24 protein-coding genes are annotated in these 17,361 nt (G+C 42.3%); 6 read left to right on the forward strand and 18 right to left on the reverse strand.

What is annotated here, in order from left to right:
• Positions 1–291 precede the first annotated feature (291 nt).
• Both rplS and NSS87_RS19460 read right to left on the reverse strand, forming a co-directional pair.
• Positions 292–636 (reverse strand): 50S ribosomal protein L19, encoded by a 345-nt coding sequence (rplS, locus tag NSS87_RS19455; RefSeq protein ID WP_042128973.1) that lies wholly within the window; start codon positions 634–636, stop codon positions 292–294.
• A 147-nt stretch (positions 637–783) separates the two neighbouring features.
• Positions 784–1,074, reverse strand: a complete 291-nt coding sequence (locus tag NSS87_RS19460) for a hypothetical protein (protein WP_339242154.1) — start codon at positions 1,072–1,074, stop codon at positions 784–786.
• 414 nt (positions 1,075–1,488) lie between these two features.
• Here NSS87_RS19460 and NSS87_RS19465 point away from each other — a divergent pair, with 414 nt between their 5' ends.
• Positions 1,489–2,439, forward strand: a complete 951-nt coding sequence (locus NSS87_RS19465) for a hypothetical protein (protein WP_042189468.1) — start codon at positions 1,489–1,491, stop codon at positions 2,437–2,439.
• Positions 2,440–2,496: 57 nt separating this feature from the next.
• On the opposite strand, the gene NSS87_RS19470 is transcribed toward NSS87_RS19465, so the two are convergent.
• Positions 2,497–2,724: a hypothetical protein gene (locus NSS87_RS19470; RefSeq protein WP_042189469.1), complete on the reverse strand. Its 228-nt coding sequence runs from the start codon at positions 2,722–2,724 to the stop codon at positions 2,497–2,499.
• Positions 2,725–2,930: 206 nt separating this feature from the next.
• On the opposite strand from NSS87_RS19470, the gene NSS87_RS19475 reads away from it, so the two are divergent.
• Positions 2,931–3,107 (forward strand): hypothetical protein, encoded by a 177-nt coding sequence (locus tag NSS87_RS19475; protein WP_156113147.1) that lies wholly within the window; start codon positions 2,931–2,933, stop codon positions 3,105–3,107.
• 321 nt (positions 3,108–3,428) lie between these two features.
• On the opposite strand, the gene NSS87_RS19480 is transcribed toward NSS87_RS19475, so the two are convergent.
• The 9 genes from NSS87_RS19480 to NSS87_RS19520 form a co-directional block, all read right to left on the reverse strand.
• Positions 3,429–3,563, reverse strand: a complete 135-nt coding sequence (locus NSS87_RS19480) for a hypothetical protein (protein ID WP_256716277.1) — start codon at positions 3,561–3,563, stop codon at positions 3,429–3,431.
• A 221-nt stretch (positions 3,564–3,784) separates the two neighbouring features.
• Positions 3,785–4,567, reverse strand: a complete 783-nt coding sequence (trmD, locus tag NSS87_RS19485; protein ID WP_042194150.1) for a tRNA (guanosine(37)-N1)-methyltransferase TrmD — start codon at positions 4,565–4,567, stop codon at positions 3,785–3,787.
• Complete coding sequence (rimM, locus tag NSS87_RS19490) at positions 4,567–5,091, reverse strand: ribosome maturation factor RimM (protein ID WP_076299254.1); 525 nt, start codon at positions 5,089–5,091, stop codon at positions 4,567–4,569. Before rimM ends, trmD begins: the two co-directional genes overlap by 1 nt.
• Positions 5,092–5,183: 92 nt before the next feature.
• Positions 5,184–5,414, reverse strand: a complete 231-nt coding sequence (locus NSS87_RS19495; RefSeq protein WP_042128982.1) for a KH domain-containing protein — start codon at positions 5,412–5,414, stop codon at positions 5,184–5,186.
• A gap of 22 nt (positions 5,415–5,436) precedes the next feature.
• Positions 5,437–5,709, reverse strand: a complete 273-nt coding sequence (gene rpsP / locus NSS87_RS19500; protein WP_036688604.1) for a 30S ribosomal protein S16 — start codon at positions 5,707–5,709, stop codon at positions 5,437–5,439.
• 47 nt (positions 5,710–5,756) lie between these two features.
• Positions 5,757–7,142 (reverse strand): signal recognition particle protein, encoded by a 1,386-nt coding sequence (gene ffh, locus NSS87_RS19505; RefSeq protein WP_042189471.1) that lies wholly within the window; start codon positions 7,140–7,142, stop codon positions 5,757–5,759.
• 20 nt (positions 7,143–7,162) lie between these two features.
• Complete coding sequence (gene ylxM / locus NSS87_RS19510; protein ID WP_036688609.1) at positions 7,163–7,519, reverse strand: YlxM family DNA-binding protein; 357 nt, start codon at positions 7,517–7,519, stop codon at positions 7,163–7,165.
• A gap of 149 nt (positions 7,520–7,668) precedes the next feature.
• Positions 7,669–8,316: a hemolysin III family protein gene (locus NSS87_RS19515; RefSeq protein WP_042189474.1), complete on the reverse strand. Its 648-nt coding sequence runs from the start codon at positions 8,314–8,316 to the stop codon at positions 7,669–7,671.
• Between the two features lie 56 nt (positions 8,317–8,372).
• A complete protein-coding gene (locus NSS87_RS19520) occupies positions 8,373–9,890 on the reverse strand; it encodes a carboxypeptidase M32 (protein ID WP_339242159.1) in 1,518 nt (505 codons plus the stop codon).
• Positions 9,891–10,053: 163 nt separating this feature from the next.
• Between NSS87_RS19520 and NSS87_RS19525 the strand changes: the two genes are divergently transcribed.
• The 4 genes from NSS87_RS19525 (at position 10,054) to NSS87_RS19540 (ending at position 11,894) form a co-directional block, all read left to right on the forward strand.
• On the forward strand, positions 10,054–10,389 hold the full coding sequence (locus NSS87_RS19525) for an iron-sulfur cluster biosynthesis family protein (protein ID WP_042189479.1): 336 nt from the start codon (positions 10,054–10,056) through the stop codon (positions 10,387–10,389).
• A 21-nt stretch (positions 10,390–10,410) separates the two neighbouring features.
• Positions 10,411–10,971, forward strand: coding sequence for a carbonic anhydrase (locus NSS87_RS19530; protein WP_042189481.1), 561 nt, complete (start codon positions 10,411–10,413; stop codon positions 10,969–10,971).
• Between the two features lie 201 nt (positions 10,972–11,172).
• Entirely contained in the window at positions 11,173–11,601 is a 429-nt protein-coding gene (locus NSS87_RS19535) for a membrane protein (RefSeq protein WP_042194151.1), read from the forward strand.
• A gap of 8 nt (positions 11,602–11,609) precedes the next feature.
• The gene (locus NSS87_RS19540) at positions 11,610–11,894 is read left to right on the forward strand and encodes a YxcD family protein (RefSeq protein WP_076299354.1); all 285 of its coding nucleotides are present in this window, start codon (positions 11,610–11,612) and stop codon (positions 11,892–11,894) included.
• A 47-nt stretch (positions 11,895–11,941) separates the two neighbouring features.
• Here NSS87_RS19540 and NSS87_RS19545 read toward each other — a convergent pair whose 3' ends face one another.
• From NSS87_RS19545 to NSS87_RS19570, 6 genes are all read right to left on the reverse strand, one after another.
• Complete coding sequence (locus NSS87_RS19545; protein ID WP_339242162.1) at positions 11,942–12,958, reverse strand: S66 peptidase family protein; 1,017 nt, start codon at positions 12,956–12,958, stop codon at positions 11,942–11,944.
• Between the two features lie 130 nt (positions 12,959–13,088).
• Positions 13,089–13,469: a hypothetical protein gene (locus NSS87_RS19550; RefSeq protein ID WP_339242163.1), complete on the reverse strand. Its 381-nt coding sequence runs from the start codon at positions 13,467–13,469 to the stop codon at positions 13,089–13,091.
• Positions 13,470–13,548: 79 nt separating this feature from the next.
• A complete protein-coding gene (locus NSS87_RS19555; RefSeq protein ID WP_042129003.1) occupies positions 13,549–13,899 on the reverse strand; it encodes an Asp23/Gls24 family envelope stress response protein in 351 nt (116 codons plus the stop codon).
• 35 nt (positions 13,900–13,934) lie between these two features.
• Positions 13,935–15,044 (reverse strand): AI-2E family transporter, encoded by a 1,110-nt coding sequence (locus NSS87_RS19560; protein ID WP_042189487.1) that lies wholly within the window; start codon positions 15,042–15,044, stop codon positions 13,935–13,937.
• Positions 15,045–15,085: 41 nt separating this feature from the next.
• Positions 15,086–16,369: a HAMP domain-containing sensor histidine kinase gene (locus NSS87_RS19565; RefSeq protein WP_339242166.1), complete on the reverse strand. Its 1,284-nt coding sequence runs from the start codon at positions 16,367–16,369 to the stop codon at positions 15,086–15,088.
• Between the two features lie 112 nt (positions 16,370–16,481).
• A complete protein-coding gene (locus NSS87_RS19570) occupies positions 16,482–17,186 on the reverse strand; it encodes a response regulator transcription factor (RefSeq protein ID WP_042189491.1) in 705 nt (234 codons plus the stop codon).
• Positions 17,187–17,361 lie beyond the last annotated feature (175 nt).

The following is a 17,361-nucleotide window of genomic DNA, read 5'->3' on the forward strand; positions in this document are numbered from 1 at the left end:
ACCGTCCTCTCTTAATACTACTCTTACTATACAACACAAAAAAGCTCCTGCCAAAAACCCCTCCACAGATACTCCTTCAGGAGGCCTTTTCGGAGAAGCTGATCCCCAAGCGTATATGTCGCACGCATTGTATGCCAAGCTAAAACGCCCTCAGCGTCCTTTAAGGCGGGTAAACGTTTATACGAGAAATATAAGAATAATGTATAACGTGAAACTGATGCTTTCTTATATTTTCATAAAATAATAAAACGAAAGGGGCTTGAATTCAAGCCCCTTTCCTTTGTCACTATTCTAGCGACGAATTTCTTTAATTCTCGCTGCTTTACCACGTAGTTCACGAAGATAATAAAGTTTAGCACGACGCACTTTACCACGACGAGCCACTTCGATTTTCTCGATTTTAGGCGAGTTGATTGGGAATGTTCTTTCCACACCAACACCGTAAGAAATTTTACGAACCGTAAAAGTCTCACTGATTCCACCGCCACGACGTTTGATTACAACGCCTTCGAACAACTGGATACGCTCACGAGTTCCCTCGATTACTTTTACATGCACCTTCAAAGTGTCACCCGGGCGAAAACTCGGGATATCTTTACGAAGTTGCTCTTGCGTAATAGCTTGTAGGATATTCATTAAGGACTTCCTCCTTCCGTACAGGTGTTCTTGCCTCTTCCGGAGAGATCTTTGCTCTCCCTCATTATCCGCAGCGGACCACCGTATTCCACACAACAGAGATAATAATACCATAAAGGACGGGCTAATACAACTTATTTTTTCTATTTAAAGCGGTAGCATATCTCTTTTTTTCGCCTTCGATTGGCAATCTTTACATAGACCAACCACAGTTCCATTATCTTGTGCATAGAAGACTAGCTTTCCATTCTTCTTCTTACAAGAAGAGCAAGGCTGCTCCCCTGGGCTCTGTTTGGCTTTACGATGACTATCCATTGAGATTACATTGCTCTGAGTGGTACGCGGATAATTTTTTGTAGTATTTATTTTCCGTTTCCAGACTAAAAAATATACGCCTGTCAAAACTACTAAGGCAAGCAAAATGGCTATATATTTCATTTGGCTCCCTCCACCCTTCAGGATTTATTAAAGAAAGAAAGTAAAAAGACCGCCCTGTTCTGCAAGTGAGGTAACGGTCTATATCTGTATACAATGTAGCCTTAGCACACCTATGCACTTCTATCCGAAAAAAGCGATTTCCAGTAGCTGCTGAAGGTTCTATATGAGGATTTCCGCGTCCTTTTAAATATGTACCCGTATCGTATTTATTCAGCGAGTGATCTTTCATTTATTTTAGCACAATTAAAAATCGAAGTGTAGTGAACACTTTTGAGACCTAGTCTTTGGTCCAGTATAATAACCCGCCTCCAGCCGTTTTTACAGATAAATTCCATAAGCTATACTTACAGAAGTACATAACGAAATCACATATGTCAGATCACATACACCCATATATGAGGAGGAGTTTTTTCAATGAGGAAAAGGAATAATAATAGTGTATTAGCAGCAGTAGCCGTATTATCTATCGTACTTTTGGCGGGTTGCACTGAATTACCAGGCAGACAATCTGCCAAAAATGAGGTTGAAAAGAGTATTTCTGAGGATGTGCACCAGAACATTGGTGAAGTTGTCAAGCAAGAGCTAGGAAAAGCAGCTGCAACTGTGCAGCAAGCCGTTGAGGAAACAGCAACTAAGGTAGTTGACGAAGTTAAAGCAGACAGCATTAGCAAAGAACTCTCCGTATCGCAAGCGATCGGTTCAGCATCCGTACTTAGCATGGACAATGCAGTAGGAGAAATAGAAGTTACAGCTGTTACAGGAGATCTGATCCATGTAAATGCAACGATCTCAGCCCACAACAGCTCTCTCCATGCGTCTGACCGTCAAAAGATTATGGATGATGCTGAAGTTTTAGTAGAGGTCAGTGGTGATACGTTGAAGGTGTCCACGCATTCCAAATCAAGTCCTAAGAAGGACTTATGGACATGGGCGCAAGACAAATACGGATATTCAGATTTTAGCATAAGCTATAATATAGAGCTCCCCGCCAGCATGAATAAATATAAAATCACAAATAACGTAGGTCAAATTCGTCTTCACAATCTAGAGGGAAATTATCAAATCGTCAGCAACGTTGGAGCGATCAATATTGAAAGAGCTAAAATCACTGGCAAATCCACTGTAGAATCCGATACTGGCAGCATACGAATGGATATAGCAGGGATGAAGAATGATAGCAGCCTAAAAGCCAAAACAGAGGTCGGCAGCCTCAGTGCTGTCTTAGCCGACGGTATGAAATGCAGCTTAGAAGCCAATAGTGATCTCGGGCAAATCAAAGGTGTAGAAGGTGGAAAGACCGATATCAATGGAGGCGGTCCCTTATTGTCCCTAAGCTCAAATATAGGCGCAATTACAGTACAGTAATCAGCAGTAAACAGACCGTCCGGGATAATCGGGCGGTCTGTTTTTGGTTCCTAATGATTAGATTAATGCGATGGCTAGCAGAGTGAATAAACTTAAAGTTAAGATCTGATTTCCGGCAAAAGAATTTCCCCAAAAAGCAGAAGTATGCACAGAACCATTGTCAGTTCTTAAGTAAACATTGTATCTGTCTACATCTGTAATAACGCCTTCATGCTGTCTACCGTCTCTAGTCAGAATCCGCACCCTTCTATCCTTACAACGCAAACAATTATAATAAGCTTCCACTAGTGTACTCCTCCTTGTTCGTAATGATATAATCTATGTGTAGGGGTACAGGTCGGTAACGGCGAACTTACATAGGTCGGACTTTGGGTCAATATTTACTTTTTTCGATCCTTGTATCTTTCGTATTCCTCAAGGCTATAGATAATGTAAGACCTATCTACGACTTGCAGTCCGCAATATCCAATCCATTCGAGGAGGCCAATCTCATGAATGTTGAAAGAAAACAGTTTATTAAAGAAGGCGTACTGCGTATCACCATTTTCGTTATTTTAGCTTCACTTACTTACACCGTTCGCAACTACGCATGGGCTGTTACTGTTCTCGTATGTGTTGCGCTGTACTCACTCCTTACAGGAGTACACAAAATCTTACGCAAAGAATAACATGTGCCTCCACGAACTTTTATAGCAAGCTAAAACGCCTACGGCGTCCTTTTAAGGACGGTAAGCGTTTGTGCGAGAATTATAAGAATAAAGTATATCGTGAAACTTATACTTTCTTATAATTTCAAAAATAACCACTTCTCGCTGAGATGCTAGATCTCATTGGAAAGTGGTTATTTACAGTTTAACCGGAGTAATAGGATTCAAGCTTTGTTACCTTCTAAAAGAATAAAACCATTAGCGACAGCGAACACAAAATTCACTGTATCTAATGGTTTTATTAAGCCTAACAATCAATCCCTAACATTCAATCTTATATGTTCACTCTTTAAATGGCGAATGGGCATTGCGATTTGTATAAAAATCGATAATATCATTCACGGTGCGGAGCGGCTCCGCTTCCTTGTGGATTGTGTCCACGTTAGGCTTGAATTCTTCATGCGTCTTCGTAGTCACTTCAGTTCATTCCCTTCAATAGTTAAGCTTGCTGCGTTATCAGCTGCATATATTAGTGCGGCACCTCTATTCATTACCCTAAAAAGAAGCTTTTAACGCACCAATACTCATATTATTTTGAAAACTATTATTTTATTTGTTCTCAGGTACACATAACAAAAACGCCTCCTCAACGTAAGATACGTTAAAAAGACGTCAAATATACCTGTTTCATTAAATTATCACTCCGGTTTGTCCACATTCCTTAGACGTTCCAGTGTCTTTTTGTCTTTCAATGTAAGTTCTGCAGTCTCAAGCAGGTCCGGTCTGCGTTCCAACGTGCGCAGCAGTGCCTGCTCTCTCCGCCATATGTCGATGTTAGCATGATGACCACTCAGCAAAATATCCGGTACCTTCCAGCCGCGAAACTCGGCAGGACGTGTGTAGTGTGGATATTCTAGCAGTCCAGTGCTGAACGAGTCAGATATCGCAGAGGTTTCATTTCCAAGTGCTCCTGGCTGAAGCCGGACTATGGAATCTATAACCGTCAACGCAGGCAGCTCTCCACCTGTTAGCACGTAATCACCCATTGAAAGTTCATCAGTTACCAGATGCTCACGAATCCGCTCATCATATCCCTCATAATGCCCACATATGAAGATTAGGTGCTGCTCTTGCGCCAGTTCCTCTGCAATCTTCTGATTGTAAGTTTTTCCTTGTGGGCACATAAGGATGATACGCGGCTTCACAGAGCCCACTTCATCAGATCGATTGTGATCTTCCTCGTTCGGTGTAATACCAAGCACATGCTCGACTGCATTAAAAATCGGATCAGGCTTGAGCACCATACCCCCGCCACCGCCATACGGTGTATCATCCACACTATTATGCTTATTTCCCGAGAAATCACGGAAGTTCACAGCATTTAAGGAGACGATTCCTTTTTCACGTGCTTTACCAAGAATGCTTGTGCTGAATACGCCTTCGCACATTTCCGGAAAGAGCGTAAGCACATCAATTCTCATCATGGCAATAACCCTTCCATCAAATGGACAACAATTCGTTTGGCTTCTATATCCACATTCAGGACTACATCGTTGATTACAGGAATTAGGATGTCTTGTCCTTTTGCAGGCTTAACAACCCATACGTCATTCGCACCAGGCTGTAAGATTTCTGTAATCGTACCGAGAGGTTTGTTTTCATCTTCATCCGTGTATACCTCACAACCGACGATTTGGTGGAAGTAGTATTCGTTCTCAGGGAGATCCACCAGATCATTACTCGGAACCTTCAGGAGGCTTCCTTTATATTTTTCCACTTCATTGATGTTCGTATACCCTTTGAGCTTAACGATGAACATACCCTTGTGCTCACGAGCGGACTCTACAGTTACTTCGAATTTAGAACTGCCATCTGCAGGGATCACCTGCAGCTTCTTACCTGCAGCAAAACGAACATCAGGGAAATCGGTATGGGATAGCACTTTAATCTCCCCACGAATACCATGCGTATTCACAAGTCTGCCTACGGTTAACTCTTCTGTCATACAACCCTCTCCTTTACGAGCTTCATCTAATCTATATTTGAACAAAAAGGAGCCGGGATATACTATCCCTAGCCCCTCATTGTACGCATCATTTAAGATAAAATATCTACAGTTACGCGTTTATCGCTCTTGACTGCTGCAGATGTGACTACTGTACGGAGCGCCTTAGCGATCCTTCCTTGTTTGCCAATGACCTTCCCAACATCATCAGGATGTACGGACAGTTCATAGACAATTAGGTGATCCTTCTCCACCGCTCGTACCGTCACATCTTCTGGATGATCCACTAAAGCCTTAGCAATTACTCCAACTAATTCTTCCATAGAGGACCCTCGCAATCAGTCATTATTTCTGTTGCTTAAGCTCATGAAACTTCTTCATTACGCCTGCTTTGGAAAGCAAGTTGCGTACTGTATCAGATGCTTGCGCACCTGTTTGAAGCCATTTAAGAGCTTTTTCCTCATCGATCTTAACTACTGCCGGTTGTTCAATCGGATTATAATAACCGATTTCCTCGATAAAACGACCGTCACGAGGGGACCGGGAATCGGAAACCACTACACGATAGAAAGGCGCTTTATGCGCTCCCATTCTTTTCAGACGAATACGTACTGCCACGAAAAATCACCTCCTTATAATAGTTTCGAGATATTAGTACAGCAAGATCATTTAAAAGGGAACTTCATACCTTTTCCACCTAGACCTTTAAGCTGCTTCATCGCATTCTTCTTAGAGGCTTTGCCGCCTCCGCCCATCATGCCTGAGAATTGCTTCATCATCTTACGCATCTCATCAAATTGCTTAATGAGGCGGTTGACCTCGGCAACCGAAGTTCCGCTACCAGCAGCAATACGCTTGCGGCGGTTATGGTTGATGATCTCGGGCTGACGCTTTTCCGTCTTAGTCATAGAATGAACTATGGCTTCAACGCGGCCCATTTGCTTGTCGTCAACCTTCAAATCCTTAATGCCCTTGGCTTTGTTCATGCCAGGCAGCATGTCAAGAATTTGATCGATCGGGCCAAGCTTCTTCACCTGATCCATTTGCTCAAGGAAATCATCAAACGTAAATTCTGCATTGCGCATCTTACGTTCCATTTCCTTAGCTTTATCAGTGTCAATGTTCGCTTGAGCTTTCTCAATCAGCGACAACATGTCGCCCATACCCAAAATCCGCGAAGCCATACGTTCCGGATGGAACGGCTCCAATGCGTCAATCTTCTCACCTAGCGCAGCGAATTTGATCGGGCAACCAGTTACGGCTTTGACGGATAGTGCAGCACCACCGCGGCTATCGCCGTCAAGCTTCGTCAATACAACCCCTGTAAGCTCAAGCTGCTTATTAAAGCTCTCAGCTACGTTCACGGCGTCTTGACCGGTCATTGCATCTACTACTAACAGAACTTCATCAGGATTTACAATGTTGTGAATCTGCTTCAGTTCTTCCATCAATTCTTCATCAATGTGCAGGCGGCCTGCAGTATCAATAATTACATAATCAAGTCCGTTATCCTTCGCATGTTGCACAGCTTGTCTGGCAATCTCTACCGGACTAGTCTGGTCACCTAGCGAAAATACTGGAACTTTAATTTGTTCTCCAAGTACTTGAAGTTGTTTGATCGCAGCAGGGCGATAAATATCTGCCGCAACAAGCAATGGACGATGATTGCCCTTCTGTAACAGCTTCGCCAGCTTACCCGAAGTGGTTGTCTTACCCGCCCCTTGTAAACCCGCCATCATAATGACAGTTGGTGGCTTGTTCGACTTGGCCAGCTTCGCTTGGCTTCCACCCATCAGCTCGGTTAGTTCCTTGTTAACGATGTCGATAATGACCATCCCAGGTGTAAAGCTGTCCATCACTTCTGTTCCAATAGACTTTTCTTTCACCTTAGCCACGAATTCTTTAACTACCTTGAAGTTAACGTCGGCTTCCAGAAGGGCCAACCGTACTTCGCGCATAGCTTCGTTTACGTCATCTTCGGATACTTTACCTTTACCGCGCAGCTTGCTGAACACATTCTGCAATCTTCCGGTTAAACCTTCAAACGCCATATGCAGTTTCTCCCTTCATGCTACTCTAACCTCTGCAAGCGATCCACGATCTCCGCGAACCGAAGTTTATATTGCTCAGGCAGCATCCCATTCTCCGGCAGTCTGCGCAGTTCTTCTAAATATTTGGTACGACTCTCATGCTTCACTAATAAACCAAGTTTTTCTTCATAATTTTCTAGGACTTGCTCCGCCCGTTTAATATGTTCATAAACGGCTTGGCGGCTGATTTCAAATTCAGCGGCAATCTCTCCCAAGGAAAAATCGTCGTGAAAATAATATTTAAGAAACGTTTGCTGCTTATCTGTAAGCAGTCGTTCATAAAAGGCAAAAAGCAGATTGATACGATTCGTTTTCTCGAGCCTATTCTCCTGACTCATTAAGGGCACTCCCTTCGTCAAGGAAAAACACTTTACACCTTCACAACGTCCCTTATGATACCTAAAAGAAAGAGAGATGTCAAGCATTTTTGCTTGTCATCTCTTTCTTTATTAAAAATCCCTTTTTCACGCAATAAATACGCTTGAAATTATTGGATCGGCAGTACATAAATCAATACGGCGAAGAAGTGTGTGACACTACCCGCAAGGACAAATACATGCCAAATCGCATGATGGTATGGAAACCCTCTCCATACATAAAAAACAGTACCTAATGTATAGAGTATACCTCCAGCCATCAGCAGGATCATTCCTCCGTCTGCTACAACAGCCGAAAGAGGGTTCCAAGCGATTACAATCAGCCAGCCCATTGCGATGTAGAATATGGTGGACATGAACAGAAACTTTTTAACAAAAAATGCCTTGAAGAAAACACCGAACACTGCGATTCCCCAAATAACTCCGAACAAACTCCATCCAAGCGTTCCCCGAATGGCGACTAACAAAAAGGGGGTATACGTGCCAGCAATAAACAGATAAATAGCGGAATGATCGAAAAATTCGAACAAATCCTTCGCCTTACCCTCTTTGAGACTATGCACTAGTGTTGAATTCAGATACAGAAGCAGCATTGTCGTTCCATAGATGGAGAAGCTGACCACATGCCATGTCGTTCCTTTCAGACTTGCAAAAACAACAAGCAGAACAAGTGCAGCCACGCTTAATACCGTTCCAATCCCGTGCGTAATCGCATTCGCGACTTCTTCTCTCCGGCTGTAGGTGTGAGTATTTGCCATATCCATATCCTTCCGTCTAAGCTTTCTTTCTATTATACCACGCGTACCCTACTGGATTACAGTTTGTAAATCTCCGTATACTTCGCTTCTAAATAATCAGCTAAATAATCTGGACTCAGTGGTTCCCCCGTTACTTGCTCAATAATTTGTGAAGGCGTTAAGCTATTGCCGAAACGATAGATCTTATCGGTTAGCCACTCTTTAATAGGTAACAGGTTCCCTGCAGCAATTAACTCATCAAACTCCGGTAACTCTTTGCGAAGTGTATTCAGAATCTGTGCAGCGTACATATTACCTAAGGAGTAGGAAGCAAAGTATCCGAAATCCCCGCCAGACCAATGGACATCTTGCAGCACACCAAGTGCGTTAGATGGCGGAGTAATACCCAGATACTCTTGATACTTAGCATTCCATACTTGAGGCAAGTCTTTTACAGAAAGGCCTTCATTAAAAATAAGCTTCTCGATCTCATAACGCACGATAATGTGCAGATTGTATGTAAGCTCATCTGCTTCGATCCGGATAAATGAGTTCTCCACGCTGTTGATCGCCCGGTAGAAATCTTCCAACTCCACATTTGCAAGCTGTTCCGGGAATTGTTGTTGAAGATCCCCGTAATAACGTTGCCAGAAAGCCCGGCTGCGTCCGATCATGTTCTCCCATAGTCTCGACTGAGATTCATGAATCCCCATCGATGCACCTTGTGCCAGCGGTGTTCCAACAAAATCCTTGCTGATATTTTGCTCATAAAGCGCATGTCCACCTTCATGTAGTGAGCTGAATATGGCACTAGTCACATTATCAAGCAGATAAGCGGTTGTAATACGAACGTCGCCTGGATTCAATCCTGTTGCAAAAGGATGCACACTCTCATCTAAACGACCTGCGTCAAAATCGTAGCCCATTTGTTCTAAAATAAAGTTGCCGAACTTTTCCTGCTGTTCTTTAGGGAAGATCTGCTGTAAGAAGCTTGTGTCCGGTTTATTGGGCGAAGCAGCGATAGCTTCTACCAATGGTACCAAACGGCTGCGCAGGCGGCTGAATACTTCATCCACTTTTTCTACCGTAAGATCAGGCTCATACATATCAAGAAGCGTATCGTACCGCGTTCCTTTTACACCCCAATAATCGATAAATTCTTGCTTTAGAGCAACTATCTTGCTTAAGTAAGGTTCAAAAGTAGCGAAATCATCATTCTCCTTGGCTTCTTCCCAGATGGTTTGGGAATGTGCGGACAGGACAGCGTACTCCTCAAATCTTTTGGAAGGGATGCTCTTGCTGCGCTCATATTCTTTACGGCAATCGGTAACGATCTTCTTCTGATCATGTGATAGCTGGGAAATCACTTCAGGACGGGTAAAAAATGTTGTAAAATCTCCCATTTCCTCCGAAATTCCGAGTCTGAACAGTTCTCCACTCAGCATCCCAATCGTACCCGAACGAACCTCTACTCCCTTACGTGGCGCACCGGTGCGTAAATCCCAGTGAAGTAATTCTATGGCCTCTGAATATCCACTTATTTTTGATAATAACTCGCTAAATTTCTCCCACTGTTCCTTCACTTGCTGTTCCATTTTATTACACCTGCTTTCTCTGTTTTGCCGACTCCTCTTGATGATACTTTTTTGAATGAGTATAATCAACTTCAGAGATTACATCTCTAATTTAAAATATTCAATGGGTTACATAAGAAGCAGATCTTGCTTCGCACAAAATTCAAAGGAGCGTGAACAGGCTATGATGATTCAAGTTACACCTCTCGCAGAAAGGAAGTTGAAGGAAAGGCTTGAAGATCGGCCAGGATTTTTCAAGCTCTTTTATGATACGGAAGGCTGCGGGTGTGACGGAATTAATGTATTACTGATTGTTTCAGAAGTGGAGGACGGCGATTCCAGGATGGAAAGTGATTCCCTTCCCTTTATCGTAAGCCGTCAGCAGGAAATCTTTTATGAGGACAAGATGCGTCTGGATGCCGAGGAAAGATTCTCTTCCTTTAAGCTAGACAGTGATTCACAGATTTACGGAAAAAATATCCTGGTAAGAGATATGCGTAATGTAAGTACAATTCAGTGATTTTAGGGAGGAAGAATAGCCATGAGCCATGTATCCGATATTATTAACTTTAATAAGAGTTTTGTAGAGAATAAAGAGTATGAAGCGTATTTAACAAGCCGCTATCCAGATAAAAAAATGTTGATTATCACTTGTATGGATACCCGTCTGGTTGAACTATTACCAAAAGCGATGAATTTTAAGAACGGTGATGTCAAAATCATCAAAAATGCCGGAGCGGTTATTTCTCAGCCCTTTGGTAGTGTTATGCGTAGTGTCATGGTTGCGTTATATGAACTTGACGCGGAGGAAGTTATCGTTGTTGGGCACTATGAATGCGGTATGGCTTCCCTCAATGCAGATCATATGATCAATTCCATAAAAGAACGCGGAGTATCCGAAGAGGTGCTAAACACGCTGGAGAATTCCGGGATCAAGCTTACCAAGTGGTTACGCGGGTTTGACAATATCCAAGAAGGGGTATCCCAAACTGTGAATCTGATCAATAAGCATCCATTACTACCCCCAAATGTACCAGTGCATGGCATGATCATCGATCCGGCTACCGGAGCGCTTGAGCTTGTCGTTGATGGGTATAAATGATTTAAGTAACTACCTTCTATCTGCTAATTGCGTGGATCCTGGATCCACGCTTTTTTTCTGATTAAAAAAGTATAAATTATGACAAGCATATACTTTCTTATATTTTAAATAAAAATTGAAACCTAGTAGGACTAGCTGCGTAATACTGAACATGCACACAAATTCATACTCACAGGAGGGTTTTCGTACTAAATGAAACCAATGAAACGCGTAATGATGATTGTAATGGCCTTTACTCTATTTTTCGCCGTAGCTACCCCGAACTTTGTGGATGCGAAGCGAGGTGGTGGCGGTTTTAAATCCGGCACTCGCAGCTATTCAACAACTCCAAAAAAATCAACAACCGATAACGTAAGAAAAAGCGATAGCACTAAAAGCTCCACAGCAGGATCTACTGCGAATACGAAACGGGGATTCTTCAGCGGTGGTGGCTTAATGAAAGGTATGATGATCGGTGGTTTGGCTGGGTTACTGTTCGGCGGAATGTTCGCCGGTATGGGTGCCTTCGGTAACATTCTAGGATTCGTCATTAATATGCTTGCTATCTATGTGCTCGTAATGCTCGTGATGTCCTTCTTCCGTCGCAGAAAAGAACGTCGTCGCTTAGAAGATCAAGGTGGGCGTTACTAATGTCAACAATGGTTCTAAGCATGGATGAGATCATCAATGCCCTCTGCCTACACATGGCTGAACGTAAAGCGGTTCGCCCTGAAGATGTTCAAGTAGAACTGAGCTGGGACGAAGACACCGGATACTCTGCTGAGGTTTGGGTACAGGGACGTAGTCAATATTTAGTTGAGTCCAACATGATCGAGGCGATTCTACGTTACATGCTTAGCGAATATGGCATTCGTGCATACCGCGAAGATGTAAGGCTAGACCTGGATGAGGAAATCACTGCAATTGTAAATACACAGAACTAATAGTAAAAGGGACAACCCAAATGGTTGTCCCTTTTTTTTGTATGCATTTATTCATAGAAAAATTGCTTTACCGTTCCTACTCCGTCCGTCACATCAACTTCAGCATACGCACCGTTAATAAGCGTAATTTGCGGTGGAATATGACCACAATCGATATCATACACAATAGGTAACTGGAGCTCCTCAGAAAGCTCTGCGTAGATGTCTTCGGCCGTGTAGTTCTCTACTGGTCGATTAGCAGGACTTCTGCCAAACATAATGCCAGAACAATTCTTAAACCAACCTGCTAGCTTCATCTGAACTAATGACCTACGTACATCAACCGTATTCAGTTCGCAGTTTTCCAAATACCATAGGATCGGTTCATTGTTAATCATTTGTTCTTGGAAATGCCGCAGATTGCCAAATGGTGTGCCAATCAGATGCCTAATTACATCTATACAGCCCCCTAGCAGACGCCCTTTCATAGTTACAGGACCAGAGGATACTGTCTTCCAACGGGTATCTTCTGTCAAGTGAAAAACATAAGGCGTAGGAGCATCATGTTGCCATTCCCCCTGATATTTAAGCGATGAATGCTGGACAATAGAATCCCCTGCTTTCGTCTCTAGAACAGCTTCCCACATGGCTGTGGTATCATCTGAATATTCTCCTCTTAAATCAACAAGGTTAGTCCCGTGGGCCGTAGCAATCCCCGTTCTTAACGTAACTGCAAGCAACAGCACGCTAATATCTGAATAACCTAAGATCCACTTGTCCTTCATAGTATCGAAATCAATAAATTCAAGAACCTCAATTAACAATTCTCCGCCCCAAGGCGGAATAAGGATATCAATATGCTCACTGCCCATCATCTCGTTAAACTCCTGAGCACGAACTTTGGCCGGTGCGGATTTGGCTTTCTCTTGCGTCCATACCGTATCCCCACAAATCATATTAAATCCTTTAGATTCCAAACGGCTTGAAGTAAGCTTAATTAACTCTGCATTTTGAGCGCCTACTCCAGATGAAGGTGCTGTTACCCCTATTGTCGCATTCTTGTTCAAAATCGGATATTTAATCATATGACACACCTCCAGTATTACAGCAATTATATCAAGAGTACACATCAATTACACAAAAAAAGAACATGACTAGTCGCGTCAACGTACGATCGCAAAACCAGTACATGCTCTTATTCAATAGAATTCAACTTTAGAGTAAAGAAATAGCCAGCAGTTCGAACAACACAAGCGGCAAGATCACATTATTATTAGGAGGACCTGGGTAAGGACCCGGGCCGGGATACGGACCATGACCATGACCATGACCCGGATGATACGGTTGGTAAGGGTTATAATATCCGCGCGGCATTTGCCCATTTACTGCAACGTTCAAATACAAATGTTTATTATCTACTCCGGCAATAGTGCCTTCATGCACTAAGCCATCTAAAGTCTGTACATTCACCCTATGGTTTAGGTAGGGCTTGCAAGATTGATGCAAGGAATCACGGACACCGTGCAGGTGCCGGATCACCGTAGGATCGGCCTGATAAATCACATTCTGCTCTTGCCCAGTGTTATATGTCGACATGGATGCTCTGACCTCCGTAAATGGATTTGCTCCATTCTATGCAGAAGCCTATATCACGGTGCCTATTTGAGAGATATCCTTATACTGGAAGGGCTACCTTCTCAACTTTCACATTTACCGAAACAAGGGACAAGCCCATCATATTCTCCACAGCATTACGCACATTTTTTTGCAGCATATAACAGACCTCTTGAATCACACATCCGTAATTAACAATAACCCGCAGGTCGATGGCAACGTCTACTTCCTTCACTTCTACAGACAATCCTTTTTTCACATTTTTACCGCCCAAACGTTTGGCCCAGTTGTCCGAAATATTACTTCCTGACATCCCAGCAATACCTGGCGTTTCCAGAACCACCTGTCCAACGATCGATGTGACTACATCATCTGAGATATGAATTAATCCTTGCTCCGTTCCTTCATTCATATAAACAACCTCCATATTTGCTAATTTAAGAGATATTAAAGGCTCTCCTCTACCTCTACTTCTACCTCTGACTCTGCCCTGTGGTTCTTAACAAACAAATTATACACTTTGGTCAAGAGGATTTTCACAATCATATACAATGGAATAATCAGCAATATCGCAATAATCCCGCCTATATCTCCACCAACCAACACTAAGATGATCGTTGTCAGCGGATGAATATCAAGCTTTTTCCCAAAAATGTAGGGAGCAATCAGATTATCCTGAATTTGCTGCGCTACAAGAACGATGATGATGGACCATACTGCAATGGACGGCGATTGGATGAATCCGATAATGAAAATTGGGATACTGGAGAGAATTGCACCAATGAAAGGTACAAAATTCATCACAACAGCAATCACTGTCAATAACAATGCATACTGTAGTCCAATAATAAGGAAACCAATATACATCAGAACACCAAGTGCCAGATTGACTAATACCCGACCAACAATGAATCCACTTAACGCACTGTCAATTTCACTCATCATTGTAGTCCCTTCTCCACGATACTTCTTTGGAAAGAAACTTACAATCTTACGACCAAATTTCCCACCTTCCTTAAGCATGTAAAACAACATAATAGGAAAGGTAAATAAAATAATCGCGAAATTTGAAACAAAGGAGAATAGTCCCGTTACGTAGTTCGAAATCAGATTAAATCCTTTATTCAAATATTCAGTCAATTGGGAAGCAAGATCCATATCTGCTGGGATAATAGAAGCCAAGAATCCACTGTCCTCGAGCCTCAATAACTGCTGATTCACGGCTGCGATCAGATTTGGCATATTATCGACAAAATTAATTAGCTGTGTTCGAAGTGAAGGCCATACTCCAATACTAAAACCAAACAAGAGCAATGCAATGACCACATATACGATGATGATCGCAACAGAGCGATTTAGTTTATATCTCTCCAAAGTATTGATTAGAGGTCGGAGTAAATAATAGAAAAATCCTGCCAACATTAAGGGCACGATAATAACATTAAATAAAGACAAGATTGGACTGAAAATAAAATTAACTTGTGAGCCTAAAAATACGATGCCTAACACCAAAAGGATCGCTATACAAACTCGAATAAATGTGTTCAGTTTAGCCATAGTTCTCTCCTATCTTCTATTTTCGGGTGTCTTTCATCTCGTTATTTGGGAATACGTATGGTGAATACCGTTGGTTCCTTCTTTCCGCGACTGAGATGAAGCGTTCCACCCATCTTCTCTGTATTTTTCATAGCAATGGATAAACCAAGACCCGTTCCACCTGTAGTTGACCGCGCTTTATCTCCTCGAACAAACGGATCAAAAAGCGTTGACCAAAGCTCTTCAGGAATGCCTACTCCGGTATCTGCAATTTCAATGGTAACCTCGCTCTCCGAGGGGATAACCTCCACTCGCAGATGAGTGCCTGGCGGGTTATAGGTCAAAGCATTGGAGATCAAATTATGAACTACGCTCGAGAGTAGCTCCGCATCGAAGCTTGCGAACACTTCCTGTTCAGGAACATTCAGCTGCAGGATGAAGTTCTTTTGTTCAATCTCACCATAGGAGTCTGCAACGATTTCACGAATAAACTCGCCCAATTCATGACGCTCCATTCGTAATAAAAAATCTGGGGAATCTATTTTAAGTAGCTCCACCATATTTTGAATCAGCTTGGTCACTTGCGAGGATTTATTATAGATATAGGTTAAATACCGTTTCTGGCGTTCTTCGTCCTCACCACGGCCTTCAACCAACGCCTGTGCAAACCCCTGTATACTCGTAATGGGTGTCTTCAGATCATGAGAAAGATCAACCATCATGCGTTTCTTACTTTCCTCTGCTTGACGTTTTTCTTTCGTTGTCTTCTCAATTACGTCCGCCATATAATTAAAAGTCTCCCCAATTTGCGAAAATTCTTTCTCTGCATATAGCGAGATACGAGTATCATAATTTCCTTCAATCATCTGCTTCAAACCAAGCGTAATAATACGCAGCGGCTTCCTGATTCTTCGTGCCACCCAATAGCTGTACACGATAATAAGCAAGAGAACCATTCCAACTCCTAAAAAAACATAGTATGAAAGCGAGTGGTTGAAGTATTCAACTAATGGATCACTATTAATTGAAATGTCGATAACTTCTCTAGGGATTTTCAAAAGCAGCCACTCTGATTCATTCTCATTATTACGTGTAGTCAACGAGTAGAAGTACGCCTGATCTTCTCCGTTTTCCAGGTTATTTAAGAGCTGATTGTCGGTATATTGTGTTACATCGTCCTTCTTATCTCCAACTACGTCGATGACCTTCTTGTCTTGACCCAAGATCTCAATCCACCCACCGCTACGCAGAAGCCGTTTGGTTTCTATCCCATGCTCCAGATTATCTCGATAGGCACTCGCTTCAACCTTCAAATCAGGATCAGCGATTTTATTTTTTTCGAACATATGGGTCACATCAAGGTTAATGAACAAATAATAAACAATCACAAGAAAAAACAAAATGCAGATGAATAACAAAAAATCCAGCGTCAGCGATGATTGTAAAGGTCGTTGATCTCTATTGCTCCATAGGCGCTTCAATTTTGTATCCCAGCCCTCTAATAGTCTTTAAATAAACCGGCTTTTTGGAGTCTTCCTCGATCTTTTCCCGGATATTACTGATATGTACCATGATACTATTATCTTCGTACACATAGAAATCTTCCCATACCGCCTCATATATTTTTTTTCGTGTAAAGACCCGACCCGGTTGTTTCATCATTAATTCCAGAATTTTGTACTCAGTAGAAGTAAGAACGACGGGTTCTCCTGAACGATAGAGCAGACACTGGCTTTGATCCAGCCTCAATTCTCCCAACACAATTTGTTCAGCTGCCTTTTCTTCAATAATCTGTGCGTCAAAATGATGTACCCGCCGCAGTAAAGCTCCTGCACGAGCTACAATTTCCAATGGATTAAACGGTTTAGAAATATAATCGTCGGCACCGAGTTCAAGTCCCAGTATTTTGTCGTAATGTTCGCTTTTTGCAGATAAAAACAACACCGGGAAATGATGGAACTCACGAATTTTCTTCAATAATTGCAGTCCATCTAGACCAGGCATCATAATATCAAGAATCGCTAAATCAATTTTTTGGTTCTGCACTTGCATTAACGCTTCAGTCCCACTGTTCGCTTCCACAATGTTGTACTCTTTCTCTAAATATAATCTCAACAATTCCACAATTTCTGCTTCATCATCTGCGATTAGAATTGTATACACAGTAATCACCCCATCTAACTATAATCTTCGATTATTAAACCCACCTAAACGCAATCTAAAGAATAGCTAAATTATTACATCCATCAAATTCTTATATTTAAATAAAAATCGCACACAGGAACTCGTCCCATGTACGATCGTATAATTCCAGAAATCTGAACACCTGCTGGCAAAT

The sequence above is a fragment of the Paenibacillus sp. FSL F4-0243 genome (assembly GCF_037963295.1).
Classification (GTDB): Bacteria; Bacillota; Bacilli; order Paenibacillales; family Paenibacillaceae; genus Paenibacillus_AQ.